The organism is Bradyrhizobium brasilense (genome assembly GCF_029714345.1).
GTDB lineage: Bacteria > Pseudomonadota > Alphaproteobacteria > Rhizobiales > Xanthobacteraceae > Bradyrhizobium > Bradyrhizobium australafricanum.
Genome location: NZ_CP121669.1, coordinates 1,306,650 through 1,322,126, shown reverse-complemented (window position 1 = coordinate 1,322,126; position 15,477 = coordinate 1,306,650). Strand labels below are relative to the sequence as shown.

13 protein-coding genes and 1 riboswitch are annotated in these 15,477 nt (G+C 64.3%); of the genes, 6 read left to right on the top strand and 7 right to left on the bottom strand.

The features are described from left to right. Positions 1–30: 30 nt before the first annotated feature. The 3 genes from QA635_RS05980 to metX form a co-directional block, all read right to left on the bottom strand. Positions 31–2,910, bottom strand: coding sequence for a G8 domain-containing protein (locus QA635_RS05980; RefSeq protein ID WP_283067776.1), 2,880 nt, complete (start codon positions 2,908–2,910; stop codon positions 31–33). A gap of 179 nt (positions 2,911–3,089) precedes the next feature. Beyond that, positions 3,090–3,779, bottom strand: a complete 690-nt coding sequence (metW, locus tag QA635_RS05975; protein ID WP_225160486.1) for a methionine biosynthesis protein MetW — start codon at positions 3,777–3,779, stop codon at positions 3,090–3,092. Continuing rightward, positions 3,776–4,981: a homoserine O-acetyltransferase MetX gene (gene metX, locus QA635_RS05970; protein WP_283067773.1), complete on the bottom strand. Its 1,206-nt coding sequence runs from the start codon at positions 4,979–4,981 to the stop codon at positions 3,776–3,778. The genes metW and metX overlap by 4 nt, the downstream gene beginning before the upstream one ends. Before the next feature lie 85 nt (positions 4,982–5,066). Continuing rightward, positions 5,067–5,146: riboswitch (SAM riboswitch) on the bottom strand. Positions 5,147–5,320: 174 nt separating this feature from the next. Between metX and QA635_RS05965 the strand changes: the two genes are divergently transcribed. The 5 genes from QA635_RS05965 to QA635_RS05945 all read left to right on the top strand — a co-directional run bounded on the left by QA635_RS05965 (position 5,321) and on the right by QA635_RS05945 (position 10,207). Beyond that, the gene (locus tag QA635_RS05965; RefSeq protein WP_038385298.1) at positions 5,321–6,169 is read left to right on the top strand and encodes a chorismate mutase; all 849 of its coding nucleotides are present in this window, start codon (positions 5,321–5,323) and stop codon (positions 6,167–6,169) included. 99 nt (positions 6,170–6,268) lie between these two features. Then, positions 6,269–7,366 carry a histidinol-phosphate transaminase gene (hisC, locus tag QA635_RS05960; RefSeq protein WP_283071483.1) on the top strand — a complete coding sequence of 366 codons (1,098 nt, stop codon included), beginning with the start codon at positions 6,269–6,271 and terminating at the stop codon, positions 7,364–7,366. Between the two features lie 4 nt (positions 7,367–7,370). Next, on the top strand, positions 7,371–8,303 hold the full coding sequence (locus QA635_RS05955; protein ID WP_283067769.1) for a prephenate/arogenate dehydrogenase family protein: 933 nt from the start codon (positions 7,371–7,373) through the stop codon (positions 8,301–8,303). A gap of 316 nt (positions 8,304–8,619) precedes the next feature. Then, positions 8,620–9,054: a VOC family protein gene (locus tag QA635_RS05950; RefSeq protein WP_283067767.1), complete on the top strand. Its 435-nt coding sequence runs from the start codon at positions 8,620–8,622 to the stop codon at positions 9,052–9,054. 301 nt (positions 9,055–9,355) lie between these two features. Then, a complete protein-coding gene (locus tag QA635_RS05945) occupies positions 9,356–10,207 on the top strand; it encodes a hypothetical protein (protein WP_283067765.1) in 852 nt (283 codons plus the stop codon). A 35-nt stretch (positions 10,208–10,242) separates the two neighbouring features. On the opposite strand, the gene QA635_RS05940 is transcribed toward QA635_RS05945, so the two are convergent. From QA635_RS05940 to QA635_RS05930, 3 genes are all read right to left on the bottom strand, one after another. Next, positions 10,243–11,232 (bottom strand): Bug family tripartite tricarboxylate transporter substrate binding protein, encoded by a 990-nt coding sequence (locus QA635_RS05940; protein ID WP_283067763.1) that lies wholly within the window; start codon positions 11,230–11,232, stop codon positions 10,243–10,245. A gap of 97 nt (positions 11,233–11,329) precedes the next feature. Beyond that, positions 11,330–11,839: a hypothetical protein gene (locus QA635_RS05935; protein WP_283067761.1), complete on the bottom strand. Its 510-nt coding sequence runs from the start codon at positions 11,837–11,839 to the stop codon at positions 11,330–11,332. A 127-nt stretch (positions 11,840–11,966) separates the two neighbouring features. Further along, positions 11,967–13,535 carry a hypothetical protein gene (locus tag QA635_RS05930; protein ID WP_283067759.1) on the bottom strand — a complete coding sequence of 523 codons (1,569 nt, stop codon included), beginning with the start codon at positions 13,533–13,535 and terminating at the stop codon, positions 11,967–11,969. Between the two features lie 252 nt (positions 13,536–13,787). Between QA635_RS05930 and QA635_RS05925 the strand changes: the two genes are divergently transcribed. Next, complete coding sequence (locus QA635_RS05925; RefSeq protein WP_225160495.1) at positions 13,788–14,105, top strand: antibiotic biosynthesis monooxygenase family protein; 318 nt, start codon at positions 13,788–13,790, stop codon at positions 14,103–14,105. A gap of 41 nt (positions 14,106–14,146) precedes the next feature. Here the strand turns inward: QA635_RS05925 and QA635_RS05920 are convergent, their stop codons facing one another. Next, positions 14,147–15,334, bottom strand: a complete 1,188-nt coding sequence (locus QA635_RS05920) for a DUF2125 domain-containing protein (protein ID WP_283067757.1) — start codon at positions 15,332–15,334, stop codon at positions 14,147–14,149. Positions 15,335–15,477 lie beyond the last annotated feature (143 nt).

Sequence of the window (15,477 nt, the reverse complement as noted above, 5' to 3'; positions counted from 1 at the left end):
GGGCGCGAGCAATTCGCGCACGCGCCGCTATCATTCGCCGCTTGTCGCCTGAGCGAACGTCGCGCGGATGTCTCTTTCCATCTCCTGTTCGAAATTGCACTTCCCGCAGTACTGCGCCTGCTTGTAGAACTCGTAGTTCCTTCCGCGCCTGACCGCCTGTTTTGTCACGGTGAGCGACAACGGCAGCGATGTCATGTCCCCCGCCGGATCGGGAAACTTCACATCGAGCGCGATATGGCCTTGCCCGTCGGGCCGCAATACCGGGAAATCTTGGATGAACGCCATCTTGGTGATGCGGTTGCCGACCATATCGGCGACGATTCCCTCCAGCCGATAGCCGTAGCGCACGTCGTCAGGGTGAATTTCCAGCTTGCGAAGCAAAGGATGCACGATCAGCTTTGGGCTGGTCTTCTTGACGAAGACAAAGTTGGGCTGCTCGGAACCGGGGGCGAACATCCAGCGGCTTTTTGCGACCTGGTCCTCCGTGTTGACGATATGCTGTCCGGCCAAAGGATAGAGCTCGTTCGAGGGATTTTGCGCAAACTCCATTTCCTTCGACGTCGGCGTCAGATTGTCCGCATCGACCAAGGCCATTGTCGCATTGCTGCGCGGAAGTGGCTTCGCATCGGCCGGCGCCAGCTGGCCGCCGAACGCGACGCCAAACCGCGCCTTGATTTCCCCGCTGGTCAGTCCCTTGAGATCGGTTGGCCCGCTATTCGCAAAGGGGACAAAGTTTTCGTTCTGCGACCCGAAATACAGCCGGAAAGTCTTGCCGGCGGAATCGTTCCAGAAAATCCGGTCGTTCTCGAAGAGCATGGCGACGTCGCCATTCGCCGGCACGGCCATATCCTTCAGATCGAAATTCGTCGTCGCTCCCTCGGACGGAACGTGAATATTCCTGAGCGTAACCACGCGGAACGGGCGATTTGCCGATTCGATCATGGTGTTCGTTCGGTTGCGAAGGAACGCGCCATCGACGGCATTGATGCCGCGCCGCGGCAGCACCAATCCAGTGGGGAACCGCTCCGCCGTAACATTCTGGAAGGTAATGTTCTCGGTCTGGGAATTTCCCCCGATCGCAAAATCAGTATCCATGTGGCGTTCGCCGCCATAGGCGTAGACGTTGCGGATCAGCGTGTCCCGGACGTAGGGGATGAACAGCGCGTGCCGGCTGACATTCCAGACCGTGATATCCTCGATGAGGCTCTGGGAAGGATGCGGCGCAAGTAGCTTGTGATTCCAGATCTCGACCCCGTCGGTCGAGCCGGCGGCGTGGTTGCGTGCGAAATACAAATCGACGTCCGACGTCGAAATGCGGCCGTCCACATCGGCGTTGACTCGATTATCGGTGTTGCGTGCGTTGAAATAGGTACGGTTGCCGCCTTCCGCGAACGAATAACCGAACACGACGTAGGCTCCCGCGGCGTGTCCAAAAGCCCAATTATCCGTTACCCGGACGCCGGCGCTTTGCATCCAAAAGCCATGCCCCTGATGGCCATTGTCGAAGATCCCCATTCGGCTGACGATATCCTCGCCTGATCCGGTCGATCGGATGGCGAGATTGCCCCGAAACGATCCAATCTCCGTGCCGTTCTCCGTCAGGAAATGCGAGCCGGCGATCGCGAACGTCACATTGTTTTCTGCCAGGAGATGACCGCCATGGTTGACGATGCCATGCTTCGGACTTCCCCTCACGACACTGTTGCGCACCACGTGAGGCGGAATATCGATTCGCGCGCCTGAGACGACGTGGAAATGAAGCGCGTATCGACCAATAGTGTTGTCGTCGGATCCAGGGACCAGCTTTCCGGTCTCGTCGAGATCAGGTGCGGTCTGGGCCCGTTTCGTGTCGGTACGGCCGAGATCCCTGAACTCGGCGCCGTCGATGTTCACACCGGTCTGCTGATGCAGGAACATGATATGGCCGCGCGCCGAAAAGGACGCCGCAGCCTCGGAGCTAACCCTGACATTTCTCGTCAGGTTGCCGATCGGGACGGAGGTCCCGTCCGGCGTCAGATGCGAATATTTGAGCGGCCTATCGAGGACGATGCGCTCACCCTCGACGCTGACGATAATTGGCGTTTCGTCCTCGCTATTTAGATCGCTGGTCCCAGGTACGATCAGCTCATCTCCGGCCGACCAGTTCGACGCAGGCCGATCGAACTGGAACACTGCCACCCCGGCCACGAGTTGGCTCTGCGGTATCTTCCAGGCCGTCTTTTCGGCGCCATGAATCCGGATGGCGCCCATCGAAATGAGGCCACCGGCCATGTCGAATGGGTCGTGCTCCCGGTCTCGGAACGTCCGCGCGGCAAAGGTGAGCTTTGCGACGACAGTCTTCGAGACGGGATGATCTACGGTCCCCATTTCGAGGGCGCCGTCGGGCGTCACCACAATCGTTCCGACCTTGACGGAAGTGGCCTGATCGGTACTCCAGACGAGAGCCCCATCGACGCGAATCCAGTCGATTTTGGCCGTGATCTCCTTGTCGATCTTGACGGTCAGCCCGGATGGAATGCGGACTTTCGCGCCGTCGGCAGGCGGCTTCCCTTGTACCCAGGTGGACGGCGCACTCCAATCGCCCGACGATGCGGCGATATCGGTCTCGGAGCACAGGGCTACCAGATCGAGCGCGGCGGAATGCTCTCGATGGCGAGCAAGGTCGGGGACGTGATCTGCCGCATGTCCGGACGCATGCGTGTCGCAGCCTCCATTCAGCAGCGCCAGATGTCCGAGTTGATGCCCATCGGGGATGGACATATTGGCGGCCCACAAGACCCCGGACAGTGCAACGACGAGCAATAGCGCAATCGAGAAACCTGTTCGCATTGTCTTCCCCAGCAAGTGACCATTGCGCGTCAGCCCGATGACCACCAGTTCACGACTGATTCCATCATCTCTGATCCGCATGAGCCACTTTTACACGGCGAGCGCGAACAGGAAAGCTGTACATCGACAACCCAATCCTGTCATCGCCGACGATCTGCATCGGCGGAGATTCCACGTGTTCCTTTGAAGGGTCGAGCACCGGCCACTGGCCGGTGCTGTGTGCGATCCGATGTCGCAGGTGGCGGCGACGGGTTGACGCTTCACACGGCTTTCACTTGGCCTTGTCGCTCGCCCCCTCCACCCCGGCTGAGCAGGAACACACCCTGCTCGCCGAACATGTTCCACACCCACCACGGCAGGTTGAGCGGCACCGGACGGCCGTAGAGATCGAGCGCCACCGCGCGCTCCATCTTGACGTTGATCTCCTCGCAGAGCTGCACGAAATCCTTGATGGTGCAGAAATGGATGTTCGAGGTGTCGTACCAGCTCGCCGGCAAATTCTCGGTGCGCGGCATGTGGCCCCCGATCAACAGCTGCAGCCGCATCTTCCAGAACCCGAAATTCGGGAACGAGACGATGGCGCGCTGGCCGATGCGCAGCAGATTTTCCAGCACCACCTTGGGCTGTCGCGTCGCCTGCAAGGTCTGTGACAGGATCACGTAGTCGAACGCATCGTCGGGATAGTTGACGAGATCGGTGTCGGCATCGCCCTGCACCACGGCGAGCCCCTTGGCGACGCAGCCATTGACGCCCTCGCGTGACAGCTCGATGCCGCGGCCGTCGATGCCGCGGCTTTCCAAGAGCTGCAACAGCTCGCCGTCGCCGCAGCCGACATCGAGCACGCGCGAGCCCGGCCGCACCATGTCGGCGACCAGCAGATGATCGGTGCGATAGCCGCCGGTCCGCTCCGGCGCGATGCCCGGCAAGGGCAGTGTCTGCTGCATGCTCATGACTGGCCGCCGTCCTTCAGTCCGCGCGCCTTGGCTGCGGCCAGCAGGAAGGCGCGGGAGATCTCGAGGAATTCGGGCACGTCGAGCAGGAAGGCGTCGTGGCCCTTGTCGGTCTCGATCTCGGCGAACGACACCCGCGCGCTCGACGCATTCAGCGCATGCACCAGCGCGCGCGATTCCGAGGTCGGAAACAGCCAGTCGCTGGTGAACGACACCACGCAGAACCGCGTCTGGATGCCGGTGAACGCCTTCGCCAGCACGCCGTTGTGGTCGGCGGCGATGTCGAAATAGTCCATCGCGCGAGTCAGATAGAGATAGGAGTTGGCGTCGAAGCGCTCGACAAAGGACGAGCCCTGGTAGCGCAGATAGCTCTCGACCTGGAAATCCGCATCGAACGAGAAGGTCGGCAGCTCGCGGTCCTGCATCCGTCGTCCGAACTTGCGATGCAGCGCGGCGTCCGAGAGATAGGTGATGTGCGCGGCCATCCGCGCCACCGCCAACCCGCGATGCGGATGGGTGTCCTCGTCGACATAGCGGCCGCCGCGCCAGTCCGGATCGGCCATCACGGCCTGGCGGCCGAGCTCGTGGAACGCGATGTTCTGCGCCGAGTGGCGCGTCGAGCAGGCGATCGCGAGCGTCGAGAACACGCGCTCCGGATAGGCCGCGGTCCATTGCAGGACCTGCATGCCGCCCATCGAGCCGCCGACCACGCAGAACAGCGTCGTGATGCCGAGACGATCGATCAGCATCGCCTGCGCGCGCACCATGTCGGGGATGGTGATGATCGGAAAATCGAGTCCCCACACCTTGCCGGTCGCGGGGTTCAACGACGCAGGGCCGGTCGAGCCCATGCAGCCGCCGATCACATTGGAGCAGATGATGAAGTATTTGTCGGGATCGATCGGCCGGCCGATGCCGACCATGGTCTCCCACCAGCCGGGCTTGCCGGTGACGGGATGGATGTTGTTGACATGCTGATCGCCGGTCAGCGCGTGGCAGACCAGGATCGCGTTGGAGCGGTCGGCATTGAGCTCGCCATAGGTCTGGTAGGCGATCTGGAACGGTGCGAGATCGACGCCGCAATCGAGCTTGAGCGGCTGGTCCATCCCGAACTTCGCCACCAGTGACGACGGATGGTCGGCCTCATGGGCGCGATCATCGCTCGGGGTTTGTGGGCTCGGTATCGGACGCACGTTGCTCATCTAGGCGACCCTGCCTCCGCGCGGGAGGGCTCGACGGACCTCAGGCCAATAAAAAACCCGGCCTGAACAAAGGTTCGGCCGGGAGCTGATAAGGTCCCCGGCCTGTTTAGCGAGTTGTTTAACGTGGCTGCAAGCCGGCCGGCTCAAATGACCACGGGACGCAGGGAACGTAGTCCCCACGCCCCCCGCCGTCAAGACAGCCCTGTCCACGGCCAATTGGTTAACCGAATGCGCAAGGCACGCCTGCGACGTTTCTCTTTGCTTTCGCTGCCCGTCTTTCCTAATCAGGGACCCTGTCCGACGCGGCAACGGGCCGCCCTGACGACAAGGTTTGAGAGCATGTCCAACCCACCCCCGTCGCCGCCCTCGCTGCAGGATCTGCGCAAGGAGATCGATGCGATCGACGAGCAGGTTCACCGCCTGTTGATGGCGCGCGGCGACATCATCGATCGCCTGATCCAGGTCAAGAAGACCCAGGAGGTCGGCTCGGCATTCCGCCCGGCGCGCGAGGCCAGCATGATGCGTGAGCTGGTGCGGCGTCATCGCGGCATCCTGCCGCTCGACACCATCGAGAGCATCTGGCGCGTCATCATCTCGACCTTCACCTATGTGCAGGCGCCGTTCGCGGTGCATGCCGATGTTTCGGTCGGCGAGTCGGCCATGCGCGACTCGGCGCGGTTTCACTTCGGCTTCGTGGTGCCTTACGTGTCGCATTTCAGCGCACAGGCCGCGGTCGAGGCGGTGGCGAAGTCGAAAGGCGACCTCGCGCTGGTCTCCGCGATCGCAAGCCGTACGCCGTGGTGGAATGCGCTCGAGGCCAGTGGCGCGCCGAAGATCATCGCGCGGCTGCCGTTCCTCGAACGCGCCGACCATCCCGCCGCGCTGCCGGTGTTTGTGATCTCGCGGGTCGCCGACGACGCCATGGTCACCGAAGTGCAGACCTGGAGCGTGCGCGTCTCCGGCTGGAACGCCGATGTCGCCCGGGCGCTTGCGCCGCTCGCCGAGATCGTCGCGGTCCCCGACACCGCTTTCGACGGCGCGGCGCTCCTGGTCTCGGTCACCGGACACGATTTCGAGGCCATCAAGCTCGCCCTGATCAAGGCCGGCGCCTCGGTCCGCTCGTCGGCCCTCGTCGGCAGCCACGCAACGCGCTATACGGTGCCCTCTAACGGATCGGCCAGGACCTGAAGTAAGGGCCAGCCATCTGTCCAGGCTTTTGTTTTGACGCGTTTTCTTCACGCGAACCGGTATCCACTTCGCTCGAAAACGCTCTGTTCGGAGTTGATGATGTCCCGCCCCGTGCCGAACCCCGGCATCCTCGATATTGCGCCCTACACGCCCGGCAAGAGCCCGGTGCCGGAACCGGGCCGCAAGGTGTTCAAGCTGTCCGCCAACGAGACGCCGTTCGGTCCGTCTCCGAAGGCGATCGCGGCCTACAAGGCCGCGGCTGACCATCTCGAGGACTATCCGGAGGGCACCTCGCGCGTGCTGCGCGAGGCGATCGGCCGCGCCTACGGGCTCGATCCCGACCGCATCATCTGCGGCGCCGGCTCGGACGAGATTCTCAATCTGTTGGCGCACACTTATCTCGCGCCCGGCGACGAGGCGATCTCCACCACCCATGGCTTCCTGGTCTACCCAATCGCCACCATGGCGAACGGCGCCAAGAACGTGATCGCGGCCGAGACCAACTTCACCGCCGACGTCGACGCCATTCTCAAGGTGGTGACGCCGAAGACCAAGCTGGTGTGGCTCGCCAACCCGAACAATCCGACCGGCACCTATATCCCGTTCGACGAGGTCAAGCGGCTGCGCGCCGCGCTGCCCTCGCATGTGCTGCTGGTGCTCGACGCCGCCTATGCCGACTACGTCTCGCGCAACGACTACGAGCTCGGCATCGAGCTGGTCGCGACCACGGACAACACGGTGGTGACGCACACCTTCTCGAAGATCCACGGCCTTGCGGCGCTGCGGATCGGCTGGATGTTCGGGCCGGCGCATATCGTCGATGCCTGCAACCGTATCCGCGGTCCGTTCAACGTCACGACGCCGGCGATGCTGGCGGCGGTGGCGGCGATCGAGGACACGGCGCATGTGCAGATGTCGCGAACCCACACCGAACAATGGCGCAACTGGCTGACCGAGGAAATCGGCAAGCTCGGGCTGAAGGTGACGCCGAGCGTCGCCAACTTCGTGCTGATCCATTTCCCGACCGACAAGGGCAAGACCGCGGCGGAAGCCGACGCCTATCTCACGCGGCGCGGCCTCGTGCTGCGCGCACTCAACAATTACAAGCTGCCGCATGCGCTGCGCATGACCATTGGCACCGAGGAGGCCAACCGCCTCGTGGTCGAGGGGCTGCGCGACTTCCTGGCCGGAAAGTGACATCGTGACCACCGCCCCGCTCTTCAAACGCATCGCGCTGATCGGCTTCGGCCTGATCGGCGGCTCGATCGCGCGCGGCGCGCGCGCGCAAGGGCTGGTCGGCGAGATCGTGACCACCGCGCGCTCGGAGAAGACGCGTGCGCGCGTCGCCGAACTCGGCATCGTCGATCGCGTCGTCGAGACCAATATCGAGGCGGTGAAGGATGCCGACCTCGTCATCCTCTGCATCCCGGTCGGCGCCTGCGGCCCGGTCGCCGCCGAGATCGCCCCGCATCTGAAGCCCGGCGCCATCATCTCCGACGTCGGCTCGGTGAAGGGCGCCGTCGTCAGGGACATGGCGCCGCATCTGCCTGACGGCGTCCACTTCGTCCCGGCGCATCCGGTGGCCGGCACCGAGCATTCGGGGCCGGATTCCGGCTTCGCCGAGCTGTTCATCAACCGCTGGTGCATCCTCACCCCGCCCGAAGGCACCGATCCCGCGGCGACCGACCGGCTGCGCACGTTCTGGGCCGCGCTCGGCGCCAAGGTCGAGATCATGACGCCCGACCATCATGACCTCGTGCTCGCGATCACCAGCCATCTGCCGCATCTGATCGCCTACACCATCGTCGGCACCGCCGACGAGCTGGCGCAGGTGACGGAATCCGAGGTCATCAAATTCTCCGCCGGCGGCTTCCGCGACTTCACCCGCATCGCGGCCTCGGACCCGACGATGTGGCGCGACGTGTTCCTCGCCAACAAGGACGCCGTGCTCGAGATGCTCGGCACCTTCAACGAGGATCTGTCGAAGCTGACCCGCGCGATCCGCCGCGGCGACGGCGAAGCGCTGTTCGACCACTTCACCCGCACCCGTGCCATCCGCCGCGGCATTGTCGAGACCGGCCAGGACTCCGCCGCGCCCGACTTCGGCCGGCCGCATGCGAATTTGAAGACGTAAGCGGGACGACTTCTCTCCATTCGTCGTCCCGGCGAAAGCCGGGACCCATACTCCGCGGCGGGTGTGGTTGACGGGACTCGTCGTCCCAGCATCGCGCAACGATGACCAGCTGTGGTTATGGGTCCCGGCCTTCGCCGGGACGACACCGAGTGTGTTGCGCTGCTTGTGGGTCACACGTCCGCATTCTCGCGACATGAATCGCTGATTGCCCGTCGGATTGTGTCGCCGCAGGGCCGACCCGCCTACCGGCGGACGGAGCGAGCTGGTAGCCTCCAGCAGGAAAGCCGGCGCGTCGCTGATGACAGGGAGCGATCAGATGATACTCAGTCCGGATCATGTGACTATCGCGGTGGCAGATGCCGGCCCGGCGATCGCCTTCTTCGCACTGCTTGGCTTCAAAGAGACTCACGTCGCGACCATCGACGGCGGCGTTCCCGCCCGGTACATGGGCATGCCGGCCATGAGAGCGCAGCACATCACCCTCGCACTCGAAGGAGCGGATTTCGAAATCCAGCTGCTTCAGTTCGACCCGCCCCCGGGGACCGATCCGGGGGTGCACCCGACCAATCTGCGAAAGCTGGGCTTCAATCACCTCGCCTTCCGCGTCGACGACATCGAGGCGGCCACCGCGCACCTGGTGGCCAACGGTGTCACCATGCTGAGCGAGGAGATGGACTACATCAGCCGGAAGCTCCGGCTGTTCGAGGGCCCGGAGGGCATCACCTTCGAGTTGGTCCAGCGGGACGCCTGAGACTACGCTGGCCAGGGCCTCTTGCATTGCCCCAAGGGCAACTCCCGAGGCTGCCCCGATGTCAGCTTGTGGTCCAAGGCGCACATCCCGGCGGCGCGGAATGATGTCGGCCTTTGACCCGTGTGGACCCGGCCTCCCGCTAGCCCGGGCCGGTATCCCGCCCCATTATCACGAGACCTCGGGCGCGCTATCATCCGGCCATTCTTTGGACAAGACTGAAGGGAGTGCTGGAGGCTGATCGCCCCTGACGGATAGCCGAGTCGGTACTCTTGGGTGACATTGGACGGAAAGGGAAACGTCAATGAACTCCACGCCCACTCCGAACCCAGTTGGATCGAACGATAGCCCGAGCGCGCGCGCCGACGAAAGGCTCGCGGAGGCCCAAAAGCAGATTGCACGCGCCGATGAAGAACTCACGCGTTTGAGTGAACAGCTCGCGAGAATGGAGCGCGATGCCGCGCCCCGCCCATCGGCGCAGCCAAACCCGCCCTCGGTCGGACCCAACCCCGCTTCTCCCGGGCCCAGCCCTGCTTCTTCCGGACCTGCCGCGCAATCGCCGCCCGGAAGACCGGTATTCCGAGCCCTCACCGCCTTGTCGGTGGCAGCATGTATCGTTGTCGCGGCCCTGGCTTTGCAGTCGTCATATGGCGGGGAAGCCAAGCTGCTTGTCGCCCGTTGGGCGCCGCAGCTCGTTTCAACTCCAGCATTGCCACCGGATGATCCGCAGCCTCCGGCGCAGCCCGCTCCACCTGCCGTTCAGGTCGCCGCGGCAGACGCCGCTCCGCCCCAAGCGACGCCATCGGCTCAGACCGCACCACCGCAGGACGCCGCGCCGACAGCCAACCCAGCCCTGCCCGATCAGACGCAGCTGCTGCAAACGATCGCGCGCGACCTCGCAAATGTTGAGCGAAATATCGAACAACTAAAGGCGAACCAGCAACAGATGGCCCGCGAGAGCTCCAAAGCCATTGAGGAACTCAAGGCGAGCCAGGAAGAAATGAAACGGGCGCTCGCGAAGGCTTCTGAGCCGAAGGCGTCACCGCCTCCGGCGCAGCCGGCGCCGGCCGCGCGCAAGCCCGAGCGGACGTCTATCCCGCCCTACGCAAGAGCGCGGCCTCGTATCCCGAGGGAGTGGTTCTACGACGAATGGTGACCGTCGATCCAGCCATCCTTCAGTTCCGGATCGCTTCAAGCCGGCGGCAGGCCGAGTGACTGCGCGGCCTCCATCCAGACCGGCAATTCGCGCTGATACAGCGCATTGCTGTCCTTGAAGCCGATCGCGGGCTCCAGCACGAAGGTCGCGAGCACCTCCTTCACCTTCGGATCGCTATTGGCGGCGACGCAAATCTCCGACAGCCGATCGACGATCGGCTGCGGCGTCGCCTTCGGCAGCGCCCAGCCCGAGAAGCCGCTCACGGTGAAGAACTTCGACGTCGCGCCCTGCTCGGGCAGCGTCGTGATCTCGGGAATCGCGTCGACCTTCTTCGAATGCACCCCGAAGACGACGCCGCGACCGCTCTGCAGGACGGTTTGCGCGGCGGTGTAGCTGCCCATCGCGACATCGAGCGTGCCTTCCGCGAGCCCGGTCCACATCGGTGCCTCGCCGCGATAGTGGATCGGCTCGATGGTGAGGCCATACTGCTTGTTGAGCTCGTTGATCGTCATGTGCGGCGCGGAGCCCGCGCTATAGGTGCCGAAATTCACCTTGCCGCTGCTGCGCGCATAGGCGATGAATTCCGCCAGTGTCTTGACGCCCAATTTCGGGCTCGCGACCAGCAGCAGCCCGGCGCCCGGGATCACGCTGACCAGCGTCAGATCCTTGTCCATGTCGTAGCCGGGGTTCTTCATCATCGCGCGGTTCATCACGTAGGTGGTCGAGATCGAGCACAGGATGGTGTGACCGTCAGGCGCGGCGCGCGCCACCTCGGCGGCGCCGATCGAGCCCGAGGCGCCCGCCTTGTTCTCGATGACGACGGTTTGCCCGACTTGCCTTGCGATGAATTCGCCGAAGGCGCGTGCCAAAAGATCGGTCTGTCCGCCGGCGGGGTAGCTGCAGATCATACGGATTTGTCGCGAGGGCCAGGCGGCTTGCGCCGAGGCGCCGCGCGGCAGGAAGGGCATCGCAGCAGCCGCGGTTCCGGCAGCGATGACGTGACGGCGGGTGAATTTCGCTGGCATTGAAGTCCCTCCCCGATTTTTTGGTGAGGGTATCGCATCAGCCAGTCGCAGCTACGGGACAGATTGGCGCAGCGGGGCCGGAGGTCTGCGACCGTGCTCACCGCCGCAGCCGTTGATCCCGGATCGGCCCCGTCGACATCGCGGCGGCCTTCTGCGCCGGCCGCTGACGGCCGACGAGGCCAGCGGTTGCCAGCATGACGCCGCCGCCGAACCACCAGGAGCCGATCACGAACTCCCAGGCGCGCGGCGGAATCTCGTCGAACACGATGCCGTAGACCGACACCAGCGCAGCCAGCGCGGCGAGGAAGATGCCGCCCGCGCTCACGAGCTCGACGGCATCGATGCGACCCGTGCCGCGCATCGCGGGCTTGGGAATATCGATTCCGAGATAGAAGCCGGCGGCGCCGATCACGATCGTCGTTGCGATGAAGATCAGCGTGCCGAAGACAGCGACATGGCCCTTGGCGAGCTGGGCGGCGACGAAGGTGCCGGCCATGGCACCGGCCATCGCGAGGCCAGTTCGCTGCAGCACATGCGCGGCGCGGCTGACCATCATCAATTCGCGCGCGATCACGGCCCTCTGCTTCGGTCTGGTCACGATCCTCATCTGACCTCTCCCTCTTCGCTGGTGATGAATCTAGACTGAGACGGCACCGCAAACTCGATTCACCTCTCCCCGCCGGGGAGAGGTGAAACTGCCGTTGTCGCTCCAGCTCAACCTGATCTCGTCACGCCTAGAACGGGTAGTAGCGGATCTGGGTCATGACGATGTGGTCGTCGGTCTTGGGCGCGCCGCCGACACCCTGGAAGGCGAAGCGCTGGGTGTAGGAATATTGCGCGCCGGCCTTGATGGTGCCGTAGGAGCCCTTGAAGATCGTGTCGTAGAAGCCCGCGGTGTACTGCCTCACCTCCGAAGTGTTGCCGTTACAGGTCGCGGCCGGCGAGTTCTCGATGTTGCAGCCGAGATTGTTGTAGAGCGGATTGCCGTAGCCGAACGGCACCGTGCCGACATTGGAGAAGGTCGCCTTGGTCTTTTCGAGCCCGGCATAGGCGTAGAGATCGAGCGACGGCGTCGTGTGCCAGACCGAGCCGACCAGGAAGGCCGTGATCGGCAGCGGCTGGATCGATCCGTCCTGGCGCACGGTTGCATCCGGGAATGGCGTTGCGGTGAAGCGGCCCAGCGCGCCGTAGGAGGCCGAGGCTTGCACCTCGAGCAGCTTCGGCACGATCTCGGCCGAGAGGTGGCCGCCGAAGCTGACCGTGTTGACGTCATGATTGGCGAAGTTGAAGCGATCATAGAAATCGCGGTAGAGCGCCCACGCCTCGACGTGCAGCTTGTAGGGCCCGAGCAGCGGATCCCACGCGCCCTTCACGGTGAAATCCGGAACGTGGTTGAGGCTGACATTGTTCAGGCTGTTGAAGAAGCTGCCGCCCGGACCGGTGAGATTGACCAGCAGATTCGGATTGAGCACGCCCTGCGGGCCAACCGCCGGCGTGCCGACCAGCGGGTTGTTGCCGCCGAAAAAGGATGTCTGCGGGTTCTCCGCCGAGACCGCGAGCTTGAACTCGGGCCCGATATCCTGCCAGACCCGGACGCCGGGTTGGCGCGCGCCGAGAAAGCCCGGCACCAGCTCGAAATCGATCACGCCCGGCGTATCGGCGCCTCGCGGATCGATGCCGGCCTTGCTCGGCGTGTTCAGCGACCATGATTGGCCGGCCAGGACATGCAGGCCGAGATCGCTGCGGTCGATCTCGATGCTGGCCTGCCGCAGCCGCGGATTGAACGAATTGGTCGCGACCGAATTGGCGGTCTGCGCCGCGCCCTCGAAATCGAGCTCGCCATAGCCGGCGACGTGGATGTTCTCCGTGGCGTTGGCTTCGGCGAGCACCGAGAAGCGGGTCTGGCGCGCGGTGAAGCGCGACTCGCCGGTGTTGTAGTTCTTGCTCTGCGGGAACGGGATGAAGTTGTAGACCGAGCCCGAATCGGAGGCGAGGTTGCGGCTGCGATAGATGCCGGTGAGATCGACCCAGCCGCCGAAGGTGAAGGTGACGCCCTTGTAGCAGAGCTTGCCCGATGCGCAGGGATCGAACGGCACCGGCGCCTTCGCCGTCATCTGCGCGTTCTGAATTGCGTTCTGTCTTGCGGCCAGCGCCTCCTCCTTGCGCGCCTGCGTCTCCATTTTCTGCTCGAGCTGCTTGAGCCGTGCCTTCAGCGCACGCAGCTCGGACGCATCGTCCTCCGCCAGCGCCGAACCTGCCGACAGCAGCATGCTGCCGAGCAGAATTCCCCCGAGAATTCGCATCGCTTCTCCTCCACACGAGGTTGCTTCCTCAGGCGAGAGAGAGCGGTACTCGGGGAGTGATATTCGCGCCGGGGCGCATTATTCCGGTCACGTTTTTCTCATCGCGGCGGCGGGAATAGATTGCCGCGACGGACGATAGCGCGCGAGGAACGCCCTGGGTGGAAGTGTAACAACACCGGCCGCGATTTCGAATTGTGTTCGGGCGATGGTTTTCAACCTGCCACGGACATTGGATCGACGGAGGACTGCAACATGATCGGTGAAGTCATTGTCGTTGGTGACTTGAAGCTACGGGAGAACGCCCCGCTCGACGAATACAACCGGCTCGGCGAACGCATGTACGACATTGTCAGCCGCCTTCCGGGATTCCTGTCGGTGAAATCATTCAGGGCGGCGGATGGCGAGGAGCTCACCCTGTTTCGCTTTGCCTCGGAGCAAGCACTCGAAGCCTGGCGCAATCATCCCGACCATGTCGAAACCATGAAGCGGGGACATGCCGAGTTCTACGCCAGCGGCTTCCTGCAGATCTGCAAGGTGATCCGCGAGGTCGGCCCGTTTGAGCACACCTGACGGTGCGTGGGCGAGTTCGCGTCAGCGCAATCCGCCGCGGCTCAGAACAGCGGCGGGATCTGCGCGACTTTTAGCGGCCCCAAGAACACCGCGCCGTCGGCGAAGCGCAGCGGGAAGCTGCGCGCCTTCTTGCCTTCGAGGGTAGCCTCGGTGCCGAGCGAATTGATGCCGGCGGAAATGCCGGCATTGGCGTTCTGCTTGATCACCTTGCCGAGACCGGGGATGGCGCGGTCCAGCGCGCCGAACAGATTGCTGAGGTCCTGGCTCTTCACGCCGGGCGCGACGCGATCAAGCGTTGACTGCGGAACGCCCTCCTCCAGCATCTTGTCGATGCCGAGCGCGGGGATGACGCGCTCGAGGCCAGCGACTGTCATCTGCAATTCGCCCTCGATGCGACCCTGCGCGTTGAGGCGCAGCGTGCCGGCTGCGACCGACAGCACATCGCCCTGCTCGATCCGCGACTGCTGGATCTCGACGCTGCCGCCGGCGGCCTGGATCTCGCGGAAGCGATCCGGCCACGGCTTCGGCGAGAAATCCTTCAGGCCGTTGAGCCGCGCATGGATGTCGGCGTTGAACGGCTGGGCGAGCAGCGGATGCACCTCCTGCAGGGTGCCGCCGGCAATCTGCAGCACGGTCTCGATCGCGGGACTGTCCGGCGCCGAGCCGTCGACCTGCCTGCCGTGCAGCTCGATGTGATTGACCCGCGCCAGCGGGGCCGGCGCCGCGCCGCCGGTGCGGTCGATGGCGAGATCGTCGAACACCAGCGAGGCGCGCTGCGGCGGCGCCGGCAGGCCGACGACGCTGCTGCGTGCCTTGCTCCAGCTCACCGACAGAGTCGGCTGCGCGCCGCGCTCGGCGATCGTGGCCGGGCCCTTGAATTCGGCGATCACGAGCTTGGGATCGTAGACCTGCGCCACGACCAGGATCTCGGCGAGCCGCGCCACGAACGCCATCTGCGGCGAGGCGGTCTGCGAGACCAGCATCACGCTCGGATCGGTGCAGCGGACCTCGAACCGGAACGGGTAGCCCGCCACCGAACGGTCGCCGCAATCATAGACCCGGCCGGCCTTCGCCTCCTGCGCGCGCCAGGCATCGGCCTGCACGCCGACCTGCGAGGCGGCGAAGAACCAGAAGCCGCTCCACGCAACCGCGGCGATCAGGACCGCGACGGGGACGGCATAAAGGCCGAAGCGCGAGCGGCGGCGGGGGGCGGAGGTCTGATCCGACATGCAGGTCCTTTGGCGGGCGAATTTGTCAAAATCTAAGCGGCCGCGGGCCTTGAACAAGCCCCAAGCAACCCTTGAGCGAGCCTTCAGCAAGCCTTGGAAACTTCACGGAATCCGCTTCGCTTCGACGGCCCGTTCTGCTAGCC